We start from the raw sequence: 20,090 nt of genomic DNA, 5'->3' as shown, positions 1-20,090 counted from the left end.
CTATAAGAATATATAATTGTTTAAAATTGCCTAGAAATATTATATAATAATTGGTATATAATATAATATATTTACTTTTGTACATTCTTAATATAGGAAAAATCAGGATGTGATGATTTGAAAACACTAGTACAACCTTTAAGAGATTTAGAGGCTTTTAATAATGCCCTTGAAAAAATTAATAAAAAAATATCTCCAATATATCTTACAGGAGCTATCGACTCAGAGAAATGCCATCTAATGCATGCACTAGGTGAAAACAGAAACAAACTTATTATTACGTATAACGAACTTAGAGCTAGAGAAATCTACGAAGACATGAAGTTTTTCAGCAACGATAATGTTTTTCTGTATCCTGCAAAAGATATAATATTTTATAGTGCTGACGTACATAGTAATGACATTATCGAACAGCGTATAAATATAATCAAGAAATTATATGACAGCGGAGGATATACAGTCATACTATCAATAGAAGCAGTGATGGATAAATTAATAGGTAAGTCTATGTTTGAATCAAGTATAATAAAAAGTAAAGTTGGGGATGTATGGAATCTTACTGAGATAAGTGAAAAATTTATGTTCATGGGATACGAAAGAGTATCTCAAGTAGAAAGCAAAGGACAGTTCGCTATTAGAGGCGGAATAATTGACATATTTCCACCTACAGAAAAGAATGCATATAGAATTGAATTATGGGACGAAGAAATAGACTCTATAAGATCTATGAATATAGAGAGTCAAAGATCAATTGATAAAGTTGATGAGATAGAGATATACCCTGCAAGAGAAGTTATTGTAGACAAAGAGAAGATAGCAAAAGCGATAGATAAGATAAAAAAAGATAGGGACCAGTTAATTAAGACATTTGAAGCAAATAATAAACAAGACGAAGTAGATAGAATAAAGCAATCTACCTCTATTTTGCTGGACAAAATTACTAGTCAAAAAACATTTAATGGTATTGAAGGATACATTGATTATTTTTATGATGAGACAGTTTCCTTTGTAGACTATTTCCCTAATGAAACGTTATTATATATTGATGAACCAGCAAGGATAAATGAAAAGTGGGAAAGCACTAAAAAAGAATTCAACGAAAGTATAATTAATAGATTCGAAAAAGGCTATTTATTGAAAGGTCAAACGGAAATACTCAGGACCATAGATGAATTATTATTCAAATTCGAAGATTATACATGTGTTTTATTAAGCACACTACAGCAGAAGACAGATAGATTCAATTATAAATTTAATGTTAATTTTTCTGTAAAATCAATTAATCCATATCACAAAAGTATGGAGATCTTGGAAAAGGATCTAAAATACTGGAGTAATAATAGATATAGGACATTATTGCTTACAGGTTCTAAGACCAGAGCGGAAAGACTATCTTATGAATTAAAAGAAAGAGGAATAGATGCCTTCTATTTGTCAAAATTGGATGCAGAGATTCCAAAAGGAAAAGTTGCAGTTAGCTATGGTAGCTTACACAAAGGGTTTGAATACCCTCTTATTAAATTTGTAATAATATCAGAGACTGATCTAGTGGGGAAAAGCAAGAAGAGGAAAAAGACAAAAAAGAAAAAGTTCAAGGGAAGTAAAATAGAGAGCTTCACTGAGCTAAAAGTTGGAGATTATATTGTCCATGAGAATTATGGAATAGGTATTTTCAGAGGAACTGAAAAAATAGAGATTGATGGAATCAGTAAAGACTATATCAAGATATCCTATAGAGACGAAGGAAACTTATATATATCAACCAGTCAATTGGATGTTATTCAAAAATATATTGGTTCAGAAGGTAAGAAACCAAAACTAAACAAATTAGGTACTAATGAATGGAAGAAGACCAAAAGCCGTGTTAAAGGTATAGTAGAAGACCTTGCAAAAGACTTGGTGGCTTTATATGCTAAAAGACAAGCAAAAGTAGGTTATGAGTTCACAACTGATACTGTTTGGCAAAAAGAATTTGAAGAGATGTTTCCATATGAAGAAACAGATGACCAGTTAATAGCTATAGAAGAAACCAAAAATGATATGGAAAGCAGAAAAATAATGGATAGACTAATCTGTGGTGATGTAGGCTATGGAAAGACGGAAGTAGCTATAAGGGCTGCATTTAAGTCAGTTCAAGACGATAAACAGGTAGCTTATCTAGTGCCTACTACCATATTAGCTCAGCAACACTATAATAACTTTGTCCAAAGGATGAAAGATTTCCCTGTAAGAGTAGAGATGTTATCAAGATTCAAAAGTCAGAAAGAACAGAAAAAAATAATAGATGATACCAAAAAAGGCTTGGTTGACATACTTATAGGTACTCATAGGATAATATCAAAAGATGTTGTATTCAAAGACCTTGGATTACTTATTATAGATGAGGAACAGAGATTTGGAGTAGCACATAAAGAGAAAATCAAGAAAGTAAAACAAGATATAGATGTATTAACTCTAACAGCAACCCCTATACCAAGAACTCTTCATATGAGTCTCATAGGTATAAGGGATATGAGTGTGCTTGAAGAGCCGCCAGAAGAAAGACATCCTATTCAGACTTATGTACTTGAGCATAACGAAGAATTGATTAAAGATGCTATATATAGAGAATTGTCAAGAGGCGGACAGATATATTATGTTTATAATAGAGTCAAAAAGATTGATGAAGTAGCTGACTGGATAAGTAAGATGGTACCAGAAGCTAATGTGGCATTTGCTCATGGACAGATGAATGAACGGGAACTTGAAAATATCATGTTTGAGTATATTAATGGTGATATTGATATACTTGTCTGTACAACAATCATTGAAACAGGTCTTGATATTCAAAATACCAATACAATAATCATTCAGGATGCAGATAGATTAGGTCTATCCCAGCTTTATCAGTTAAGAGGTAGGGTTGGAAGATCTAACAGGGTTGCATATGCTTACTTATTGTACAAAAAAGATAAGATATTACAAGAAACAGCTGAAAAAAGATTACAAGCCATAAAAGAATTTACCGAGTTTGGGTCAGGCTTCAAAATAGCCATGAGAGACCTTGAGATCAGAGGAGCAGGTAATCTTCTTGGAGCAAGACAACATGGTCATATGGAATCAGTTGGTTATGATCTGTATTGTAAACTATTAGAAGAAGCAATACATGAAGTCAGTGATGACAAAGTAGAGGAACGTTTTGAAACATCTGTAGAATTAAATGTTGATGCTTTTATTCCCTCTACTTATATCAAAGATGAAATAAGAAAACTTGGAGCCTATAAAAAGATTGCCAGCATTGAAGACGAAAAAGATTATTATGATGTGCAGGAAGAGCTTGAAGATAGATATGGTGACCTTCCAAAATCAGTTGTTAATCTATTGGATATAGCTATCATGAAAGCTATTGCCAATAAAGCAGATATAGTAAACATTGAGCAAAAAGGTGAAAACATCAAATTTGAAGCTAGAAAAGATGCTAGGATTAATCCTGACAAAATACCTGAGCTGTTAAATAAATATAGAAATAGGTTGTTTTTTACAATTAATAAAGCACCATATTTTACGTATAAGATTAGCAGAGTTGATAAAAAACAATTTTTCAGACATATTAAGAATGTGTTACAAGACATAAAAGATTTGAAGGATTCATAGGTTTAAACTATAATGAAGATAGACATATAATTAGGAAACAATAAGCAACTTCTATATATTTAGTAAATTATATAAGTTGCAAACTGGTTTCTATGTTAGGAGAGATAAAAATGAAAAGCACTTATGAATGGATAAGTAAGTATATTCTGCTTTTCATGTGCATCTTCTGTTTAGTGGGTTGTAGTAGTAAAAAAGAAATAAAAGAAAAACTTGATATCTATGAAGACAATGATAAGTTGATTACCATTGATGATGTAGATATTAAGGTTGATGAGGTAATGCCATATTTACTGCAGGTTAAAATGGAGTTTGAAGAATTAGGTGGAGAAGATGTCTGGGATCATAATGATTTTAGTGGAGGGAAAAAGGCTGAGGATGTAGCCAAATTAGCAGTACTTGATAATCTTGTACGTACTAAGATTTTGGTCAAGAAATCAGATGAAATGGGGATAACTATTACTGAAAGCGAAGATAAAGATGTAAAGGCCCAAGCGCTAAAATACTATAATGATTTAGAAAAAGCAGATATAGAAAATTATCATTTAACCAAAGAAAGTATTTTCAATTCTTTTAAGGAATATAGATTAGTAAATAAGGTCATTAATGAAATGACAAAGGGATATGTTCCAAAAGAAGAAGAATTGACAAATAAGTTGTTAGAAAATGAAAACTATGCAAAATTAAAGTCAAGTAACCTAGAAGATATGCTGCTTAGCTTAAAAGTGATACACATATTTATTAAGACACATGAGAAAAATAATAAAGATGAATATGTGCTTATATCACCTGATATTGAAGAAAAAGCAAAGAAAAAGATAGAAGATATATATAAGAAAGCTGTTGCTGGCGAAGAGTTTACTAGTCTTGTAAAAAAATATTCACAAGATGAATCTACAAAAGAAAATAATGGGGAATATATTCTTCCAGTTAGACTTTTAGACGATAATTTTCAGAGCCTCATAGAATTAGAATCTGGAGAAATAAGTGATATAAAGAAAAGCGATTATGGATATCACATTTTTAAAGTACTGGAAAAAATTCCTCCTACAGATGAAGAAGTACAAGAATTTGAAGAAGAATTCAAGAAATATGAGAGTCAGTTAAAAGAGGAATATAAAGAACAACTAAAAAATAGTGCATTTAATAAAATATATGATGAATGGAAAAATAATACAATTGTAGACTTGAATGAAGAATTGTGGGCTAAAATAGATATTTTCGGTAATATTAATGAAAATCCAATAAGTGACAAAAACATTGAATGAAATAAATATTAATATCGAATAATAAGGACTAAGAGATAATCTTAGTTCTTTTTTTTATCTTATAGGAAAGTATATTAATTAACATCATCAAAGCTGATAAAAGTAAAATTTAATTTGAATAAATTGGTATTGGGTCTTAAGTTTAAAACTGTCAAAATATGAATATTATAGTTAAATTGTTGCATACTATTATTGACAGCTTTGTGATGACTATCTAAAGGAGGTAATAATTTGAAGGCAACAGGTATTGTAAGAAGGATAGATGATCTTGGTAGGGTAGTTATACCAAAAGAAATAAGAAGGACATTAAGGATAAGAGAAGGAGACCCCTTAGAGATATTTACTGATAAAGATGGAGAAATAATACTTAAAAAATACTCACCTATTGGTGAACTTGGAACATTTGCTAAACAGTATGCAGAAGCTTTGGCACAAACTACTGGACATACCATCTGTATTTCTGATAAGGATCAAGTTATAGCTGTATCGGGTGGCTCCAAAAGAGAATTTTTAGAAAAACAAATAAGTAAAGAACTAGAAGAAGCAATAACAGAAAGAGAAACAATACTAGCTAACAAAGATGAAAAGAAATTTATAGATATTTTATATGATGGAGAAAACGATGAATATATTTCTGAGGTTATAACTCCAATAATATCAGAAGGTGACGCCATAGGAGCTGTCATATTCTTAAGTAAAGATAGTAAAATAAAAATGGGTGAAGTTGAAACTAAATTAGCTCATTCAGCGGCAGGATTTTTAGGTAAACAAATGGAACAATAGAGCAAGGCTGAGTTTTTTAACTCAGTCTTGTTCTATTTTATTATGTTTGATTTCAGGTAAAAGTGAAATTAAGAGTATCTTAAGAAAAAACAAATAAATACTAAATAAATATAAAGTAATATAGTAATAGTAAAAATTAAATAATTCAGATTGCTAATTTTATAGTATTAGAGGTGAAGAGTTTTAGATAATAAATGAAAAAGCATATCTGGATAAATCTAATTCCGTTAGAAAGAAGGAAAATCGTGGAAAAAATAACGAAATTATTAGTCATACCTTTAATCGTCATCTTTATTGCTGGATGGATATGGTACTTACTGGATAGTGGTAAAGGAATAAATCAGAATGAAAGTGTAAGCAAATTAGGGACCCTATCAGGATTTAAAGTGATAGATACTGAAGAAATTAAGGAACTAAATGGAACAGCCATCACTTATGAGCACATAAAATCTGGTGGAAAACTAATTTATATTAAAAATGAGGACAAGGAAAGATTTTTCTCAATTAATGTTAAAGCACTTCCAACAGATAACACAGGTATCCATCATGTCATTGAACATTGTGTTGCTAAAGGAGGTTCACTTCATTATCCAATAAAAAATCCTTTATCAGAAATCAAAAAGAACTCCATGAGTCAATCAATAATTGCCGCTACTAACTTGGATTATGTTACTTATTCAGCAAGTAGTTATATAGAAAAAGATATTTATAATATCATGGATGTTATGATGGATATAATATTTTTCTCTAATTTAACAAAAGAACCAAGATTATTTCAAGCTGAGAGAGGGATTTATGAGCTAAATTCTCAGGAAGAAGATGTTGTATTTAACGGTAGGGTTTATAGTGAGATGAAAGGTTTGCAAGATGTGGATATTTTTCTCAATCGAGCAATCAACAAATCTCTTTTTCCTGATACAGCGTATAGATTTGAAGTTGGGGGCATTCCAGAAGATATTCAAGTATTAACAAGGGAACAGATGATAAATACGTACAAGAGCCATTATAAACCTTCTAATTGTTATACCATTATATATGGAAAACTTGATATTAACCATGTTCTAAAACTAATTGATGAAAAATTTTATTGTCATTTTTCTAAGAATAATGAACAGATACATGATATAGCAATTAATCAAGAAGCCTTTAGAAAGCCTGTAGATTATATAGAATCATACGGCATATTGGAAGAAGATAAAAAGCTAACTTATCTAACCTATAATTATGTAGTAAGTAATATTTTGGATAGTGAAACAATCATTGGCTTTAGAATTTTGGATGAAATCCTCAGTGAAAAGATTACACAATTAAATACTAAGCTAAAAGATAATGGATTAGGAGCTATGATAGAAACAAGGTTAAATATAAGTGGCTTTCAGCCAGTGTATACAATCAAAGTGTATGATACTGGAGAAGAAAATAAAGCAAGGATTCAAGAATATATTGATAGGGCTTTCTCAGATATCTACGAGGAAAGATTGGATAAAAAGATTATTCAACAAACAATAAATAAATGGAAAAAACGTGATAACTATAAGATGTTGAGCAGTATTAACATGATAAATTATAATAATATAATATGCCAAAGTTGGCTTCATGGTGGAGATCCTTTTCTATATATTAGAGAATATGAATATTTGGAAAGCATTGAAAAAAAAGTAGAACAAGGATATTTTGAAAACCTAATAAAAAAATATATTATGGATAATCAACATAGGTCTATAGTAACATTAAAACCTATTGTTGGGCTTGTAGAAAAACAAATTGAAAAGGAGAGAAAGAAGTTAGCTAACTACAAATCCAGTTTAACACCGCAACATCTGCAAGCATTAATAAAACAAACTAAAACATTAAATGAATGGAAAAATAAAAGAAATACAAAGGAAGAACTAGCCTTTATTCCCTCACTTACATTAGATGATATTAAAATTGAGATGGATGAGATACCAACACAAGTCAAGGAACTAGAAAATACCACAGTTTTATATCATCCTATTAAGGTAGATAAAATAGCTGAAATGTCTCTTTATTTTGATACACAGAATGTACCTTGGGATAAGATAGGCTATGTGAAGCTTTTGTGTGATCTCTTGGGAAAATTAGAAACAGAGAAATACAGTGATGAAAAAATAAAAAAACATACTAAAAATTACTCATGGATAGCTGTACCACGCTATTATCGAATGTCTGATTCCAATTTATACCGATTAAAAGTTCAGGTACATCTAACTACAGATGAGGTTAAAAAAGATATGTTTGAATTAGCGGCTGAAATACTGAGTAACACCATTTTTAGTAATAGAGAAAGTATAAAAGATATCATAGTAAACCAAAAAATGGAATATGAAATGAGTTTTAAAGAGTATGATTATGGAAGTACATTAGCTTATAATCAAGTTGCTTCTTATGGAGAATACATTTCGAAAATATGGGGAGTTAGCTACTATGAATTTCTGAAAAAACTTGAACAAAATTTTGATGAAAATTTCCTAGATATTCAAGAAAACTTAAAAAACATCAATCAAAAAGTATTTAATCAAAATAACATGACAATCAGTTTTGTTGGCAATAAAAACGAGTATGGTCAATTTGCTAAAAGTATTTCTGGTTTAATAAAGAATATAAATCATACCTGTTACTCGGTAGAAAATCATTTGTATAAATCAGATTCTATAAACAAGGGAATTATAATACCTATGGATACTTACTATATAGTAAAAGGAGGTGACTTTACCGAAGATGGATATGTATTCAATCCTAAAATGAAAGTTCTTGAAAATATATTAAATAAGGAGTATATGAAAAAAATAGCTAATGAAGGAGGGGCATATGGAGCTTCAATTAGTATTAATAGGGATGGTCAGATTATATTTAATGTAGATAGAGGATCCAATATTAAAGAAGCAATGAAAGCTATTGATGAGGTAACACTATTTATTGAAAAATTTAGAGCGACAGATAAAGAGATGGAAAAATATATTATTAATACTGTACCTCATATCTTGCTGAGAGATCAATTTAAATCACATATATTTAAATATACAAATGCAGATGAAATGTATTTTTCTAATTATTTTATCAAGGATTTTATTAATGAATGTAAGGAAATAATGGATACAACAGATGAGGATATTAGAAACTTTGCAGAAATGATTAAAGGTGTGCTCCAACAAAATCATTTCTGCGTTGTTGGAGGAGAAAAACACATTATTGAAAACAAAGAAAATTTTTATGCAATAGTGTATTTTAATCAACGTTGAATAGTGCATTAACACTAAAATAAAAAAAATAGACCTATTTAGGGCAATGAAAAAATAATAAAATAAAACTAATTTTATAAATCAGCAAGTAGAATAAATAAAATTTTGTTTATTAGCTTATTATATTATGGTATAATTTGTTATATATTATCTGATTGGAATGATTGTGGTGACAAAAATTTACAAAAATAATAAAAATTATTCTTTTGAAGAGCTCAAAAATATCATTAGAGTATTGAGAAGTGAAGAAGGTTGTCCTTGGGATAAAGTTCAAACACATGAAAGCCTTAGAGGTGGTACCTTAGAAGAAGTATATGAGGTATTAGAGGCAATCGATAATAATGATATGGAAAACCTGCAAGAAGAACTTGGAGACATGTTATTACATGTAGTATTCCATTCTCAAATAGCCACTGATAATGAGAATTTTAATATTGATGATGTAATTAATGGTATATGTGAGAAACTTATCAGAAGACATCCACATGTATTTAAAGAAAAACAAGATAAATCGCCTGAAGAAGTTACTATAAAGTGGAATGAAATTAAAAAAGTTGAAAAAAACAATATTTCCTATACTGAAGACATGAGAAAAGTGCCAAAAGCTCTTCCTGCATTAATGAGAGCAGTAAAAGTTCAAAAAAAAGCTAGAGATGCAGGTTTTGATTTTACAGACATAAGCCAAGTTATGGCAAAAGTACACGAGGAATTGGAAGAATTAGAAGAAGCCATGAGAATTGGTAATAATTGTAACATTATGGAAGAATATGGGGATTTACTATTTTCAATGGTTAATATTTCAAGGTTTTTGAAATTAAATACTGAATTTTCCTTGACAAATGCTACAGAAAAGTTTATAAATAGATTTGAGGGAATAGAAAACCTTGTAATACAAAAAGGTTTAAGCATGAACGACATAACAATGACTGAACTGGACAAGTTATGGGAGCAGCTTAAAGAACATTAAGAATAATCGTTTAAACGATTGTTTATAAAGCTAAGAATATTCTTAGCAGCGCATATATGCGCCTTTGTTCAAAATAATATAATATTAAAGTAGAGGAGGAGTTATTATGAACAAAGCTGAATTAGTTACGGCTATGGCAGAACAAACTGAATTAAGTAAAAAAGATGCAGAAAAAGCGTTAAAATCATTTATTGATGTAGTTTCAAATGAGTTAAGTAATGGGGGCAAAATTCAATTAGTTGGATTTGGTACTTTTGATGTTACTGAAAGAGCAGCAAGAGAAGGTAGAAACCCACAAACTGGAGAACCAATGCAAATTGCAGCTTCAAAAGCTCCAAGATTCAAAGCTGGAAAAGCTTTAAAAGACGCTGTAAATGGTCGCTAGGTAAAACATTTAATTTCTAAAAATCTGCACTATATGGTGCAGATTTTTTTATTTATTATATAAATATTAATCTACAAAAAGGCAGGTGGTAATATGAGATTAGATAAATATCTTAAGGTATCAAGACTAATTAAAAGAAGAACCGTAGCTAATGAGGCATGTGACGCAGGTAGAATCAAGATCAATGAAAAAGTAGCTAAAGCAGGAACAAAAGTATCTGTTGGAGATATAATAGAAATTCAATTCGGTAATAAAGCGGTTAAGGTAGAAGTATTAATGGTAAAGGAAACAGTAAAAAAAGATGAAGCTAAAGATATGTTCAAGTATCTATAGAACGAAAGGTTGCCTCATAGGATTTTAATGGATGAGACAGCCTTTTTCTATCTTTTTAACGGTACGTCCCATAAAAACACATTAGATTAGAATAAATCCCTCTATAGGTTAATATAATGAATTATAGGTAATCCACATTAAGAGGAGGGTAAACATGGAAGAAAAGCATACTAATATGAACCATAGGTTAGTTATCAATGATAGAGAAAGAATTTCTATAACAGGAGTTTCTGATGTCATATCTTTTGATACGGACGTTGTCATGGTTGAGACTGAGATGGGAACGCTTACCATTAAAGGTTTAGAACTACATGTTAATAGGTTGAATCTAGAAAAAGAGGAATTAGAATTAGATGGGCAGATTGAAAGCTTAGAATACAGTGATGGTGCTAGATACGGGTCTAAAGGATCATTTATGTCAAAATTATTTGGTTAGGTGATTTATGAATAGTTTAGTAAGTGCTCAAGCAATCAGCTTCATTATGTCAATACTAAGTGGTCTTTTTCTAGGATTTGTGTATGATTTAGTTAGAGTTCTTAGAAGAATAATAAAACATCCTAAATGGCTTATCAATGTACAAGATTTTATATTTTGGCTATTTGGAAGCTTTATAATATTCATGGACATATTTAAAAACAATAATGGTGTCCTAAGAGGATTTTTATACATAGGAGTATTCTTAGGCTTAATAATCTATTTCTTCTTAATAAGCAAACTAGTATTAATGATATTCATGAAAATATATTCCTTCATAGCTAAAATAATAAAATTCTTGTTCAAGATAATAATAGGACCAATAAAACTTTTACTTCGTCCTATCAATTTTGTAGTCAGAAAAATATATAAACTCTTGAAAAAATTCGGCAAATGGTTGATAATAAAATATAAGAAGATTATTAAGGACGTAAAAGTGATATTTAAAAAGAAATAGATATATTAACTTAAAGTATGATAAAACGCTTTAAGCATATACAAATGTTGTTACGAGAAAGGAATGATAGTTTACTTGAGAAGAAAAAGAAAAAAAACAAAAGCTATATTGTTTTCTACACTAGTATTAATACTACTAACCGTTGTCGTAAGTATTAGAGTATCAACACTGTATGTTAAGAACCTCCAGCTAGAGAAAGATGAGATGAAACTAGAACAGCAAATAGAAACAGAAGAACAAAAACACATAGACCTATTAAAACAAAAAGAATACATTAAATCAGATGAATACATAGAACAATTGGGAAGAGAAAAATTTGGACTAGTTAAACCTGATGAAATAATATTTGTAAATGAAGAAGAATAAGAGGTTTCCTGTTTAAGGAAATACTCTTTTTTTTGTGAGCTTTTATATTCTTAGAAACTTAAGAATAATAGTATTGTCATATTTCAGACTGTGGGTAAAGCATTAAGATTAAAATAGACAACGGTTGTATATTGAAACCATATATAGTGATAATCACTCTCGTTACGTTTGTTGCTTCTAGCTGTTTATAAGGTATGGCAACAAGCCGTAAAAGTCGTTATTATCACTATATATGGTTAGTTCTATATTTACCACTCTTAAGCTAGTAAAAAGAATGCGGTTGTAGCCTACATTACAAAGTAAAAGGTACAAGGTAATTATTATTTAATTAAATTATCAATTAGCTTAATAAATAAAATAAGCACATTAATCCACACTTTAAACCACCTTATGTTTATAATCTTTATACCCATGATTTAAACACCGAGTGGAGATAGTATAGGGGAATATGAAGCAGTGAGCCATGGACGGCGAACTCAGCCCTTTAAACACGGACGTTTAACGGGCTGACGAAATATTCCCCTATACTATCTCCACGACCGTTCTTCCACCTATAAACATAATAACCCACCTCTATTCGATAATTAACCTATTCATGAGAAAATTTGTCTAAAAGTTTTTTTATTTTGGATACAAGTTATGACAAACAATTCCATTTGCATCATATATAATTAGTTCTCACCAAGAGATGATTGGATTAGTCAACCAGCGATTAATCATAATTAAATAATATTTTGCGAAGGGGAGGAGAATATATGGGTAAAACTAACATTACAGTAGAACAAACTAGGATGCTAATAACAAAAAAAGATAAAATACAAAAAGAAGGATTGAAAATACTAAAATTAATTTTTATGTATGCTGTAGGTCTAATGATGGGTAGAGCAGTAATGTTTGGTAATATGAATCCTATGGCAATGGCATACTTTTCAGCTGTATATATTGATAAGAAAAATCGAATATGGATGTTCTTTTCAGTTTTGATAGGTTTACTTACTGCTATGCCAATAATCGATGCATTGAAATATGCACTAATTATGATACTCATAGTATCAGTAAACTCTATTTTAGATATAAAAGGCAAGAAACCTTTGCTGATTCACGAGGGGGTGATAGCTGCAACCAGCTGTTTGATTATTACGATCACTGCTGGAATCATACAAAACAACTTATTCAATAATATGTTTGTTTCATTATTAGAAAGTGCTTCTATATTTTCATTAGTATTAATATATGGGCGTGGACTCAAATATTTATTTGAGCACGAAGAAGATAAAAAAGCAACTAATGAAATACTAATCAGTGAAGCCATAATAATGGGTACAGCAGTTGCTGGTATAGCTGACATAACTGTTATGGGATTAGGATTCATAGAAATCTGGATATTCTCAGTTATCTTGATTCTAGGATATAGACATGGTATTGGTACAGGTGCCATTATAGGTGTGATATCTGGAATAGTATTAGTTCTGATGGGGAGATATGAACCGGAGATAATAGGTATATTCGGTATGGTTGGGATACTGTCAGCTCTATTTCGGGAATTAGGGAAAGTAGGTAGTATAATAGGATTTTCTCTAGGGACAATTGGTTTATGGTATTTCATATCTCCCCTTAACCTGGATTTCCAGATAGTAAAAGCCTTGATTGTAAGTGTAGGTATATTTGCTATATTACCCAACGAACAAGAGCAGATATATTCAATGAAAAAAACCTCAATAGAAGAGGATAAATATATAGACAAAGTACAAGGAATCATCAGTGAGAAGTTAAACAATTTTTCCGATTCTTTTCAAAATATTGCTAAGACTTTTGAACATATATCTGAAAGGAGAGTGAATCTAACAACTGAGGAGGTGAATAAGCTCTTAGATGATGTAGCGGAAAAAGTATGTAAAGACTGTAGCATGTGCAAAATGTGCTGGCAAAAAGAGTTTTATGATACATATAGAACAGTATTTAGTATTTTTTCCGCTGTAGAAAATAAAAATCAGATAACCGAAGATGATATTCCTGATGTCTTTATTAAAAAATGTATAAAGCCAAAGGAATTCATAATAACAACAAATAGATTATTTGAGTTATATAAAATAAATCTAACTTGGGAAAATAAAATTGCTGAAAACAGACAACTAATATCCCAGCAGTTTTATTCCGTTGCAGATATCATTGACAAGTTAGGAAATAATTTATATAAGAATATAGAGTTTAATACAGATTTGGAAAATAAAATTTCTGAGGAATTAAAAAAGGACGATATTATTGTAAAAGATGTGGTGGTATATAAAGCAAGTAACCAAAGGATGGAAGTAAGTCTCAAGATAAAATATAGTGGAGATAAAACGAAAAGCATGAAAGATATAACTCCTGTAATTAATAAATTCACCAAGAAAAAAATGAGATTAGAAGAAGGGTGCAAATATATTAATGGGAGTAAATATTGTCAAGTGAAATTTATTGAAAGTGAGGTTTACAGAATTGCAAAAGGGGTCGCTAGAGCCAGTAAGGACTATAAAGACATATCCGGTGACAGCTATACCTTTTTGAATCTGCCAAAAGGACAAGATATCGTTGCACTCTCAGATGGAATGGGTACAGGATTGAAAGCTTTCAAAGAAAGTAAAGCTGCTATTGAATTATTAGAACAATTGCTGGAAGCAGGATTTGATGGTGAAACAGCAATAAAAATGATAAATTCAATACTTGTATTAAAATCTAGTGAGCAAACTTTTTCAACTCTGGATATGGGTTTAGTTGATAGATATACAGGTGTATGTGAATTTGTAAAAATTGGGGCTGCATCGTCATTCATAAAGAGAGGAAATAAAGTAGAGGTAGTAAAATCAACATCACTCCCTATGGGGATGTTGAATGAGATAGAAAGTGAATCAACTACCAAGAATCTAAGAAATGGCGATATGGTTATAATGGTTACAGATGGAATATTAGATTGCGAGGATGAGGAGATTGATAAAGAGAAGTGGGTAGAGGAGTCTCTACATAAATTGGATAGTAGAAATCCACAGGATATGGCTGATTACATATTAGAAGCAGCCAGAGAAAAGACAGGAGGCATGTTGAAAGATGATATGACTGTACTGGTTATGAGAATATGGGAAAAAGCGGGATAATTATTATTATAAGTACTAATAGCGGAGAAATATTAAAGGTTTTCTCCGCTTTTAATCTTATAGGAAAGAACTAATTCTCGCATATGCAATATTATACTATACAGTAAGCTCCGAATTCTAAATATCGAGCGCAAATAGTATAGGGGAATATGGAGCAGTGAGCCATGGATGGCGAACTCAGCCTTTTAAACACGGATGTTTAACTGGCTGACGAAATATTCCCCTATACTATTGGAGCGACTGTTATGCAATCGCTAATTTGTATATAAGATATTAACAAACTGTTAATAATGAAGCATATATAACAAAGATTTAACTTGACTATTGATTTATTTGAACAAGTCTAGTATATTAAAAGAGTCACTTATTTATGGCTAAACAGAAATTATAAAGGATGTAAAGATGTATGGTAGATAAGGTGTTAAACACTATCCAAAAGTTCAATATGATTGACAAAGGTGATAATATCATCATTGGTGTATCTGGTGGAGCTGACTCCATATGTTTATTACATATGCTATATAGTTTGAAAAGTAAGTTGGATATAGATTTACATGTTGTGCATGTTCAACATGGTATTAGAGGAAAAGATGCAGATGAAGATGCAAAGTTCGTAGAAAAATTCTGCGATGAAAGAGGTATTGTATGTCATGTGTTTTATTTTAATGTTAAAAAGTTAGCAAAAGAAAATAAAATATCCGAAGAAGAAATGGGTAGGAAAGTAAGATATCAAGTTTTTTCAGATGCAAGTAAAGAATTGGGCGGTACCAAGATTGCTTTGGCACATCATATCAATGATAATGCTGAAACCATAATAATGAATCTGTTAAGAGGAACAGGAATTAAGGGAATCGGTGGAATACGTCCCAAAAGAGATAATATCATAAGACCATTGATTGAGTGTACAAGAGAAGAAGTTGAAAAATACTGTGTGGATAATGATATAAAGTACAGAGACGATTATACTAATCAGATGGAAATATACACTAGAAATAAGATCCGTCATACTGTTATACCTTACATTGAAAATAATTTTAATCAGAACTTTATTACTAATATAGTTAATACAGCTAATTTAGTAAGAAGTGAAGATGATTATATAGATAAAATTGTTTTAAAAGAAAAAGAAAAAATTGTAAAGATAAAAAATAAAGAATATGTTATTGATACAAATGAATTTTTACAATTGGATACAGTCATAAAAAGACGGCTGATAAGACTCATAATCGGCGAGATTACCTCATTGAAGGATATTGAATATAAACATATTAATGAGATAATTCAATTAGCCGATAAACAAGTAAGTAAAAGAATAAATTTACCAAAAGGATTAATAGCAAAAAAAATGTATGACAGTATCATAATAACCAATTTGGGAGAAAATAAGATAAATGATTTTAATTATGATGTAGACGAGTTATCAAAAATCTATATAAAAGAATTAAATAAACATTTAGATTTTCGCATTATTGAAGAGAAAAAATATAATATTCCTAAAAATTTATATACGAAATGGTTTGATTATGATAAAATAAAAGATAATTTGAAGGTTAGAAGTAGAAAGAGTGGAGATTTAATCGCCATAAAAGGAATTAATGGTACTAAAAAATTAAAAAAGTATTTTATTGATTGTAAAATTCCGAAAGAACAACGAGATGCTATACCACTTCTAGCAGATGGAAACAATATAATTTGGGTCATCGGTTATAGAATAAGTGAAGCATACAAGGTTACTACTTCAACCAAAAAAATATTAGAAGTAAGATACTATTAGAGGAGGATATTATGATGCATAACATACAAACATTAATATCTGCCGAAGAGTTAAACGCAAGAATTGCAGAATTAGGTAAACAAATATCAGAAGATTATCAAGGTAAAGAAGTTAATTTGATTTGCGTACTTAAAGGTGGAGTAATGTTTATGGTAGACTTATCAAAACAAATTCAAGACATTCCTGTTACAATGGATTTTATGGCTGTTTCAAGCTATGGGAATGAAGTATCGAGTAGTGGTGTAGTTAAAATAGTAAAAGATCTTGATGAGTCAATTGAGGGTAAGGAAGTAATAATTGTTGAAGACATTATAGATTCCGGTAGAACACTTAGTTATTTGGTAAGTATATTAAAAGATAGGAAACCAAATAGTATTAAAATATGTACATTGCTAGATAAACCAGATAGAAGAGTTGTTGAGGATGTACAAGTTGATTATACAGGATTTAGTATACCTGATAAATTTGTTTTGGGATATGGTCTTGATTACATGCAAAGATATCGTAATTTACCATTTATTGGAACAATGGATAGTTAATATTTGATAGACAAAAACCGTAAATATTCTAAAGATAGGAAAGGAGGCAAGCACATGAAAAAAAATATTAAAGGATTTAGTTTTTATGCGCTTTTACTTTTAGTTTTACTTATCGCAGTTTTTATATCAAGTAACAGATTTGACACGATGAAAGGTGACTATGGTTATCAAGATTTAATTAAAGAGATTGATGATGTTGTCAGAATTGAAGTTAAACAGAATGCAGAAATACCTACTGGTATTGTAACAGTCTATTTTGAAAATACTGATTCTAGAAGTTTTCCAATCACTAATACATCAAAATTCGAAGAAAAAATGGAAGAATATGGGAAGAAAATATATGTTAAAGATATTGTAAGACCAGGTTGGTTTATTCAGATACTTCCATCACTGATAGTTCTTATTCCAGTAATTTTCTTATTAATCTTTATAATGAATCAAGCCCAAGGCGGCGGCGGTGGAAACCGTGTTATGTCTTTTGGTAAAAGCAAAGCTAAAATGGTAGTAGATGAAAATAAAAAGATTACATTCCAAAACGTAGCTGGACTTGAAGAAGAAAAAGAAGAATTAGAAGAGGTAGTAGAATTTCTTAAGAGTCCTCGTAAATTCGTAGAACTTGGTGCTAGAATACCAAAAGGTGTTTTATTGGTAGGACCTCCAGGAACAGGTAAAACATTACTTGCAAAAGCAGTAGCTGGAGAAGCTGGAGTACCATTCTTTAGTATTTCTGGTTCAGATTTCGTTGAGATGTTTGTCGGTGTAGGTGCATCTAGAGTAAGAGATTTATTTGACCAAGCTAAGAAGAATGCTCCATGTATAGTTTTTATTGACGAGATTGATGCTGTTGGTAGAAAAAGAGGTGCAGGACTTGGCGGAGGTCATGATGAAAGAGAGCAGACACTTAACCAATTGCTTGTTGAAATGGATGGATTTGGAGTTAATGAAGGTGTAATTGTTATAGCTGCAACAAACAGAGCAGATATATTAGACCCTGCATTATTACGTCCAGGTAGATTTGATAGAAAAGTTGTTGTAGGAAGACCTGACGTCAAAGGTCGTGAAGAGATATTAAAAGTACATGCAAAAGGGAAACCTTTATCAGATAATGTTAATTTGAATGTTATTGCAAAAACAACAGTAGGATTTACTGGTGCTGATCTTGAAAACTTATTGAACGAAGCTTCAATATATGCTGCAAGAGCTAGTAAGAAAGTTATTGAGCAAGAAGATATTCAAAGAGCGTTTATTAAGATAGGTGTAGGTACAGAAAAGAAAAGTAAAGTACTCACCGAAAGAGAAAAGAAAATTACAGCTTATCACGAGGCTGGTCATGCTATATTATTCCATGTATTACCTCTTGTAAATCCTGTACACAGTATTTCAATAATACCTACAGGTTACGCTGGTGGTTATACTATGCCATTACCTGAAACTGATGATACTTATCAAAGTAAAAAAGAAATGGAACAAGACATAATTGTAGGATTAGGTGGTAGAGCCGCTGAACAAATCATCTTTGACGATATAACAACAGGTGCATACGGTGATTTACAACAGGTAACATCAACTGCAAGAAATATGGTTGTTAAATTTGGTATGAGTGATGTGATAGGGCCTATCCAGTTTGGAAACGATAATGATGAAGTATTTATTGGACGAGACTGGGGCCATACAAGAAATTATGGTGAAAACATCGCTGGATTAATTGACAGTGAAATAAAACGTATTGTGGATAATGCTTACAATGAAGCTCTAAGATTATTAAATGAGAACATGGATGTTATGCATAAAACAGTACAATTATTATTCGAGAAAGAAAAAATATCAGGAGAAGAATTTGCAGCTTTATTCGATAAAGAATATAAAAAGGTAGATAAAAGCGATGTGGATTCAGTTGTAGTAGCTCCTTTAGAGAAGCAAGTGAAATTAGATGTAGATAGTGGAGAAGATAAGTAAACTGCTTCATATTCCCCTATACTATTTACGTTCGTAACAGGTCTATTTATTATATGAATTACAATAAAATTAACTATATAAGAAAAGGATGACTTTTGCCATCCTTTTTTTATAGAGTAATATCATTACTTAATGTATTTAATATGAGTTTTCGAAAGTTATTTTCGAATTTGGTGTCGTGGTCTATGCTTCTCTTTTTCATTTTGGAATAACGTTTTTTTGCTCTTCTGGCTTGGCCGGATATATGCCTTTCCATAAGGAGTCTATTTATATTGTCGTTGGAATAGATAAAACCGTTTGGGTGGATAGCGGAGGCTTTTTTGCTTAGAGCCATGGTTGCTACCCCGTAATCTCCGGTGATTATAATATCCTTTTCTTTTGTTCTATTTATCAAAGCAAAATCAACAGCATCTTTTCCTTTCCCAATAACAAATATGTTACAGTAATCATTTTCATATATATGTGATGAATCTATAAAAATGTCTACAGGGATGTTATATTCTTTTGCAATTCTAATAATAATATTTTTTACGGGACATGCGTCTCCATCAACAAGTATTTTGATAATAAACCTCTCCTTAAAAAAACAATAAATTCATCTTTAGTATTTGTATTAGGTATAGGATAATAATATTATTATACAATAATATTAGATTGTTTGCTATAATATAGACAAGCCTATTTAAATAATTGCTATAGAGCCAGCAAATATTTAGTTCTAATAGGCTTATAAATGCAAGGGAAATATATTGAACTTATTGAAATG

The 20,090-nt window shown here is 30.5% G+C and carries 15 protein-coding genes; 14 read left to right on the top strand and 1 reads right to left on the bottom strand.

The window, feature by feature from the left end:
• Positions 1 to 117 precede the first annotated feature (117 nt).
• The 14 genes from mfd to ftsH all read left to right on the top strand — a co-directional run bounded on the left by mfd (position 118) and on the right by ftsH (position 19,324).
• Positions 118 to 3,633, top strand: coding sequence for a transcription-repair coupling factor (gene mfd, locus AACQ14_RS08265; RefSeq protein WP_339363099.1), 3,516 nt, complete (start codon positions 118 to 120; stop codon positions 3,631 to 3,633).
• A 110-nt stretch (positions 3,634 to 3,743) separates the two neighbouring features.
• Positions 3,744 to 4,898, top strand: a complete 1,155-nt coding sequence (locus AACQ14_RS08260; protein ID WP_339363098.1) for a peptidylprolyl isomerase — start codon at positions 3,744 to 3,746, stop codon at positions 4,896 to 4,898.
• Between the two features lie 231 nt (positions 4,899 to 5,129).
• Positions 5,130 to 5,681 carry a stage V sporulation protein T gene (gene spoVT, locus AACQ14_RS08255; protein ID WP_113673181.1) on the top strand — a complete coding sequence of 184 codons (552 nt, stop codon included), beginning with the start codon at positions 5,130 to 5,132 and terminating at the stop codon, positions 5,679 to 5,681.
• A gap of 245 nt (positions 5,682 to 5,926) precedes the next feature.
• Positions 5,927 to 8,941, top strand: a complete 3,015-nt coding sequence (locus AACQ14_RS08250) for an insulinase family protein (RefSeq protein ID WP_339363097.1) — start codon at positions 5,927 to 5,929, stop codon at positions 8,939 to 8,941.
• Between the two features lie 160 nt (positions 8,942 to 9,101).
• Complete coding sequence (gene mazG / locus AACQ14_RS08245) at positions 9,102 to 9,908, top strand: nucleoside triphosphate pyrophosphohydrolase (RefSeq protein ID WP_459112797.1); 807 nt, start codon at positions 9,102 to 9,104, stop codon at positions 9,906 to 9,908.
• Positions 9,909 to 10,014: 106 nt separating this feature from the next.
• Positions 10,015 to 10,293 carry an HU family DNA-binding protein gene (locus AACQ14_RS08240; protein ID WP_113673183.1) on the top strand — a complete coding sequence of 93 codons (279 nt, stop codon included), beginning with the start codon at positions 10,015 to 10,017 and terminating at the stop codon, positions 10,291 to 10,293.
• Between the two features lie 93 nt (positions 10,294 to 10,386).
• Positions 10,387 to 10,626: an RNA-binding S4 domain-containing protein gene (locus AACQ14_RS08235; RefSeq protein ID WP_339363095.1), complete on the top strand. Its 240-nt coding sequence runs from the start codon at positions 10,387 to 10,389 to the stop codon at positions 10,624 to 10,626.
• Positions 10,627 to 10,780: 154 nt separating this feature from the next.
• Positions 10,781 to 11,062 carry a sporulation protein YabP gene (gene yabP, locus AACQ14_RS08230; protein WP_113673185.1) on the top strand — a complete coding sequence of 94 codons (282 nt, stop codon included), beginning with the start codon at positions 10,781 to 10,783 and terminating at the stop codon, positions 11,060 to 11,062.
• A 7-nt stretch (positions 11,063 to 11,069) separates the two neighbouring features.
• A complete protein-coding gene (yabQ, locus tag AACQ14_RS08225; protein WP_339363094.1) occupies positions 11,070 to 11,558 on the top strand; it encodes a spore cortex biosynthesis protein YabQ in 489 nt (162 codons plus the stop codon).
• 63 nt (positions 11,559 to 11,621) lie between these two features.
• On the top strand, positions 11,622 to 11,924 hold the full coding sequence (locus tag AACQ14_RS08220) for an FtsB family cell division protein (protein ID WP_339363093.1): 303 nt from the start codon (positions 11,622 to 11,624) through the stop codon (positions 11,922 to 11,924).
• A gap of 755 nt (positions 11,925 to 12,679) precedes the next feature.
• Positions 12,680 to 15,055, top strand: a complete 2,376-nt coding sequence (gene spoIIE / locus AACQ14_RS08215; protein WP_339363092.1) for a stage II sporulation protein E — start codon at positions 12,680 to 12,682, stop codon at positions 15,053 to 15,055.
• Between the two features lie 406 nt (positions 15,056 to 15,461).
• Positions 15,462 to 16,829, top strand: coding sequence for a tRNA lysidine(34) synthetase TilS (tilS, locus tag AACQ14_RS08210; RefSeq protein WP_339363091.1), 1,368 nt, complete (start codon positions 15,462 to 15,464; stop codon positions 16,827 to 16,829).
• An 11-nt stretch (positions 16,830 to 16,840) separates the two neighbouring features.
• Positions 16,841 to 17,368, top strand: a complete 528-nt coding sequence (hpt, locus tag AACQ14_RS08205; RefSeq protein ID WP_339363089.1) for a hypoxanthine phosphoribosyltransferase — start codon at positions 16,841 to 16,843, stop codon at positions 17,366 to 17,368.
• 54 nt (positions 17,369 to 17,422) lie between these two features.
• Positions 17,423 to 19,324, top strand: a complete 1,902-nt coding sequence (ftsH, locus tag AACQ14_RS08200; protein ID WP_339363088.1) for an ATP-dependent zinc metalloprotease FtsH — start codon at positions 17,423 to 17,425, stop codon at positions 19,322 to 19,324.
• A 109-nt stretch (positions 19,325 to 19,433) separates the two neighbouring features.
• Here the strand turns inward: ftsH and AACQ14_RS08195 are convergent, their stop codons facing one another.
• Complete coding sequence (locus tag AACQ14_RS08195) at positions 19,434 to 19,883, bottom strand: YaiI/YqxD family protein (protein WP_339363155.1); 450 nt, start codon at positions 19,881 to 19,883, stop codon at positions 19,434 to 19,436.
• Positions 19,884 to 20,090 lie beyond the last annotated feature (207 nt).

Source organism: Vallitalea maricola (assembly GCF_036985595.1).
Taxonomy (GTDB): domain Bacteria; phylum Bacillota; class Clostridia; order Lachnospirales; family Vallitaleaceae; genus Vallitalea; species Vallitalea maricola.
Note: the sequence above shows the minus strand (reverse complement) of the source record. Positions and strands in the feature narration are given on the sequence as shown.

Bases quoted from the DNA above. Each gene is read 5' to 3' on its own strand.
- hpt (WP_339363089.1), top strand. From the start codon at position 16,841: ATGATGCATAACATACAAACATTAATATCTGCCGAAGAGTTAAACGCA.
- AACQ14_RS08260 (WP_339363098.1), top strand. From the start codon at position 3,744: ATGAAAAGCACTTATGAATGGATAAGTAAGTATATTCTGCTTTTCATG.
- yabQ (WP_339363094.1), top strand. From the start codon at position 11,070: ATGAATAGTTTAGTAAGTGCTCAAGCAATCAGCTTCATTATGTCAATA.
- ftsH (WP_339363088.1), top strand. From the start codon at position 17,423: ATGAAAAAAAATATTAAAGGATTTAGTTTTTATGCGCTTTTACTTTTA.
- AACQ14_RS08240 (WP_113673183.1), top strand. From the start codon at position 10,015: ATGAACAAAGCTGAATTAGTTACGGCTATGGCAGAACAAACTGAATTA.
- AACQ14_RS08235 (WP_339363095.1), top strand. From the start codon at position 10,387: ATGAGATTAGATAAATATCTTAAGGTATCAAGACTAATTAAAAGAAGA.
- mazG (WP_459112797.1), top strand. From the start codon at position 9,102: ATGATTGTGGTGACAAAAATTTACAAAAATAATAAAAATTATTCTTTT.
- yabP (WP_113673185.1), top strand. From the start codon at position 10,781: ATGGAAGAAAAGCATACTAATATGAACCATAGGTTAGTTATCAATGAT.
- tilS (WP_339363091.1), top strand. From the start codon at position 15,462: ATGGTAGATAAGGTGTTAAACACTATCCAAAAGTTCAATATGATTGAC.
- AACQ14_RS08220 (WP_339363093.1), top strand. From the start codon at position 11,622: ATGATAGTTTACTTGAGAAGAAAAAGAAAAAAAACAAAAGCTATATTG.
- spoIIE (WP_339363092.1), top strand. From the start codon at position 12,680: ATGGGTAAAACTAACATTACAGTAGAACAAACTAGGATGCTAATAACA.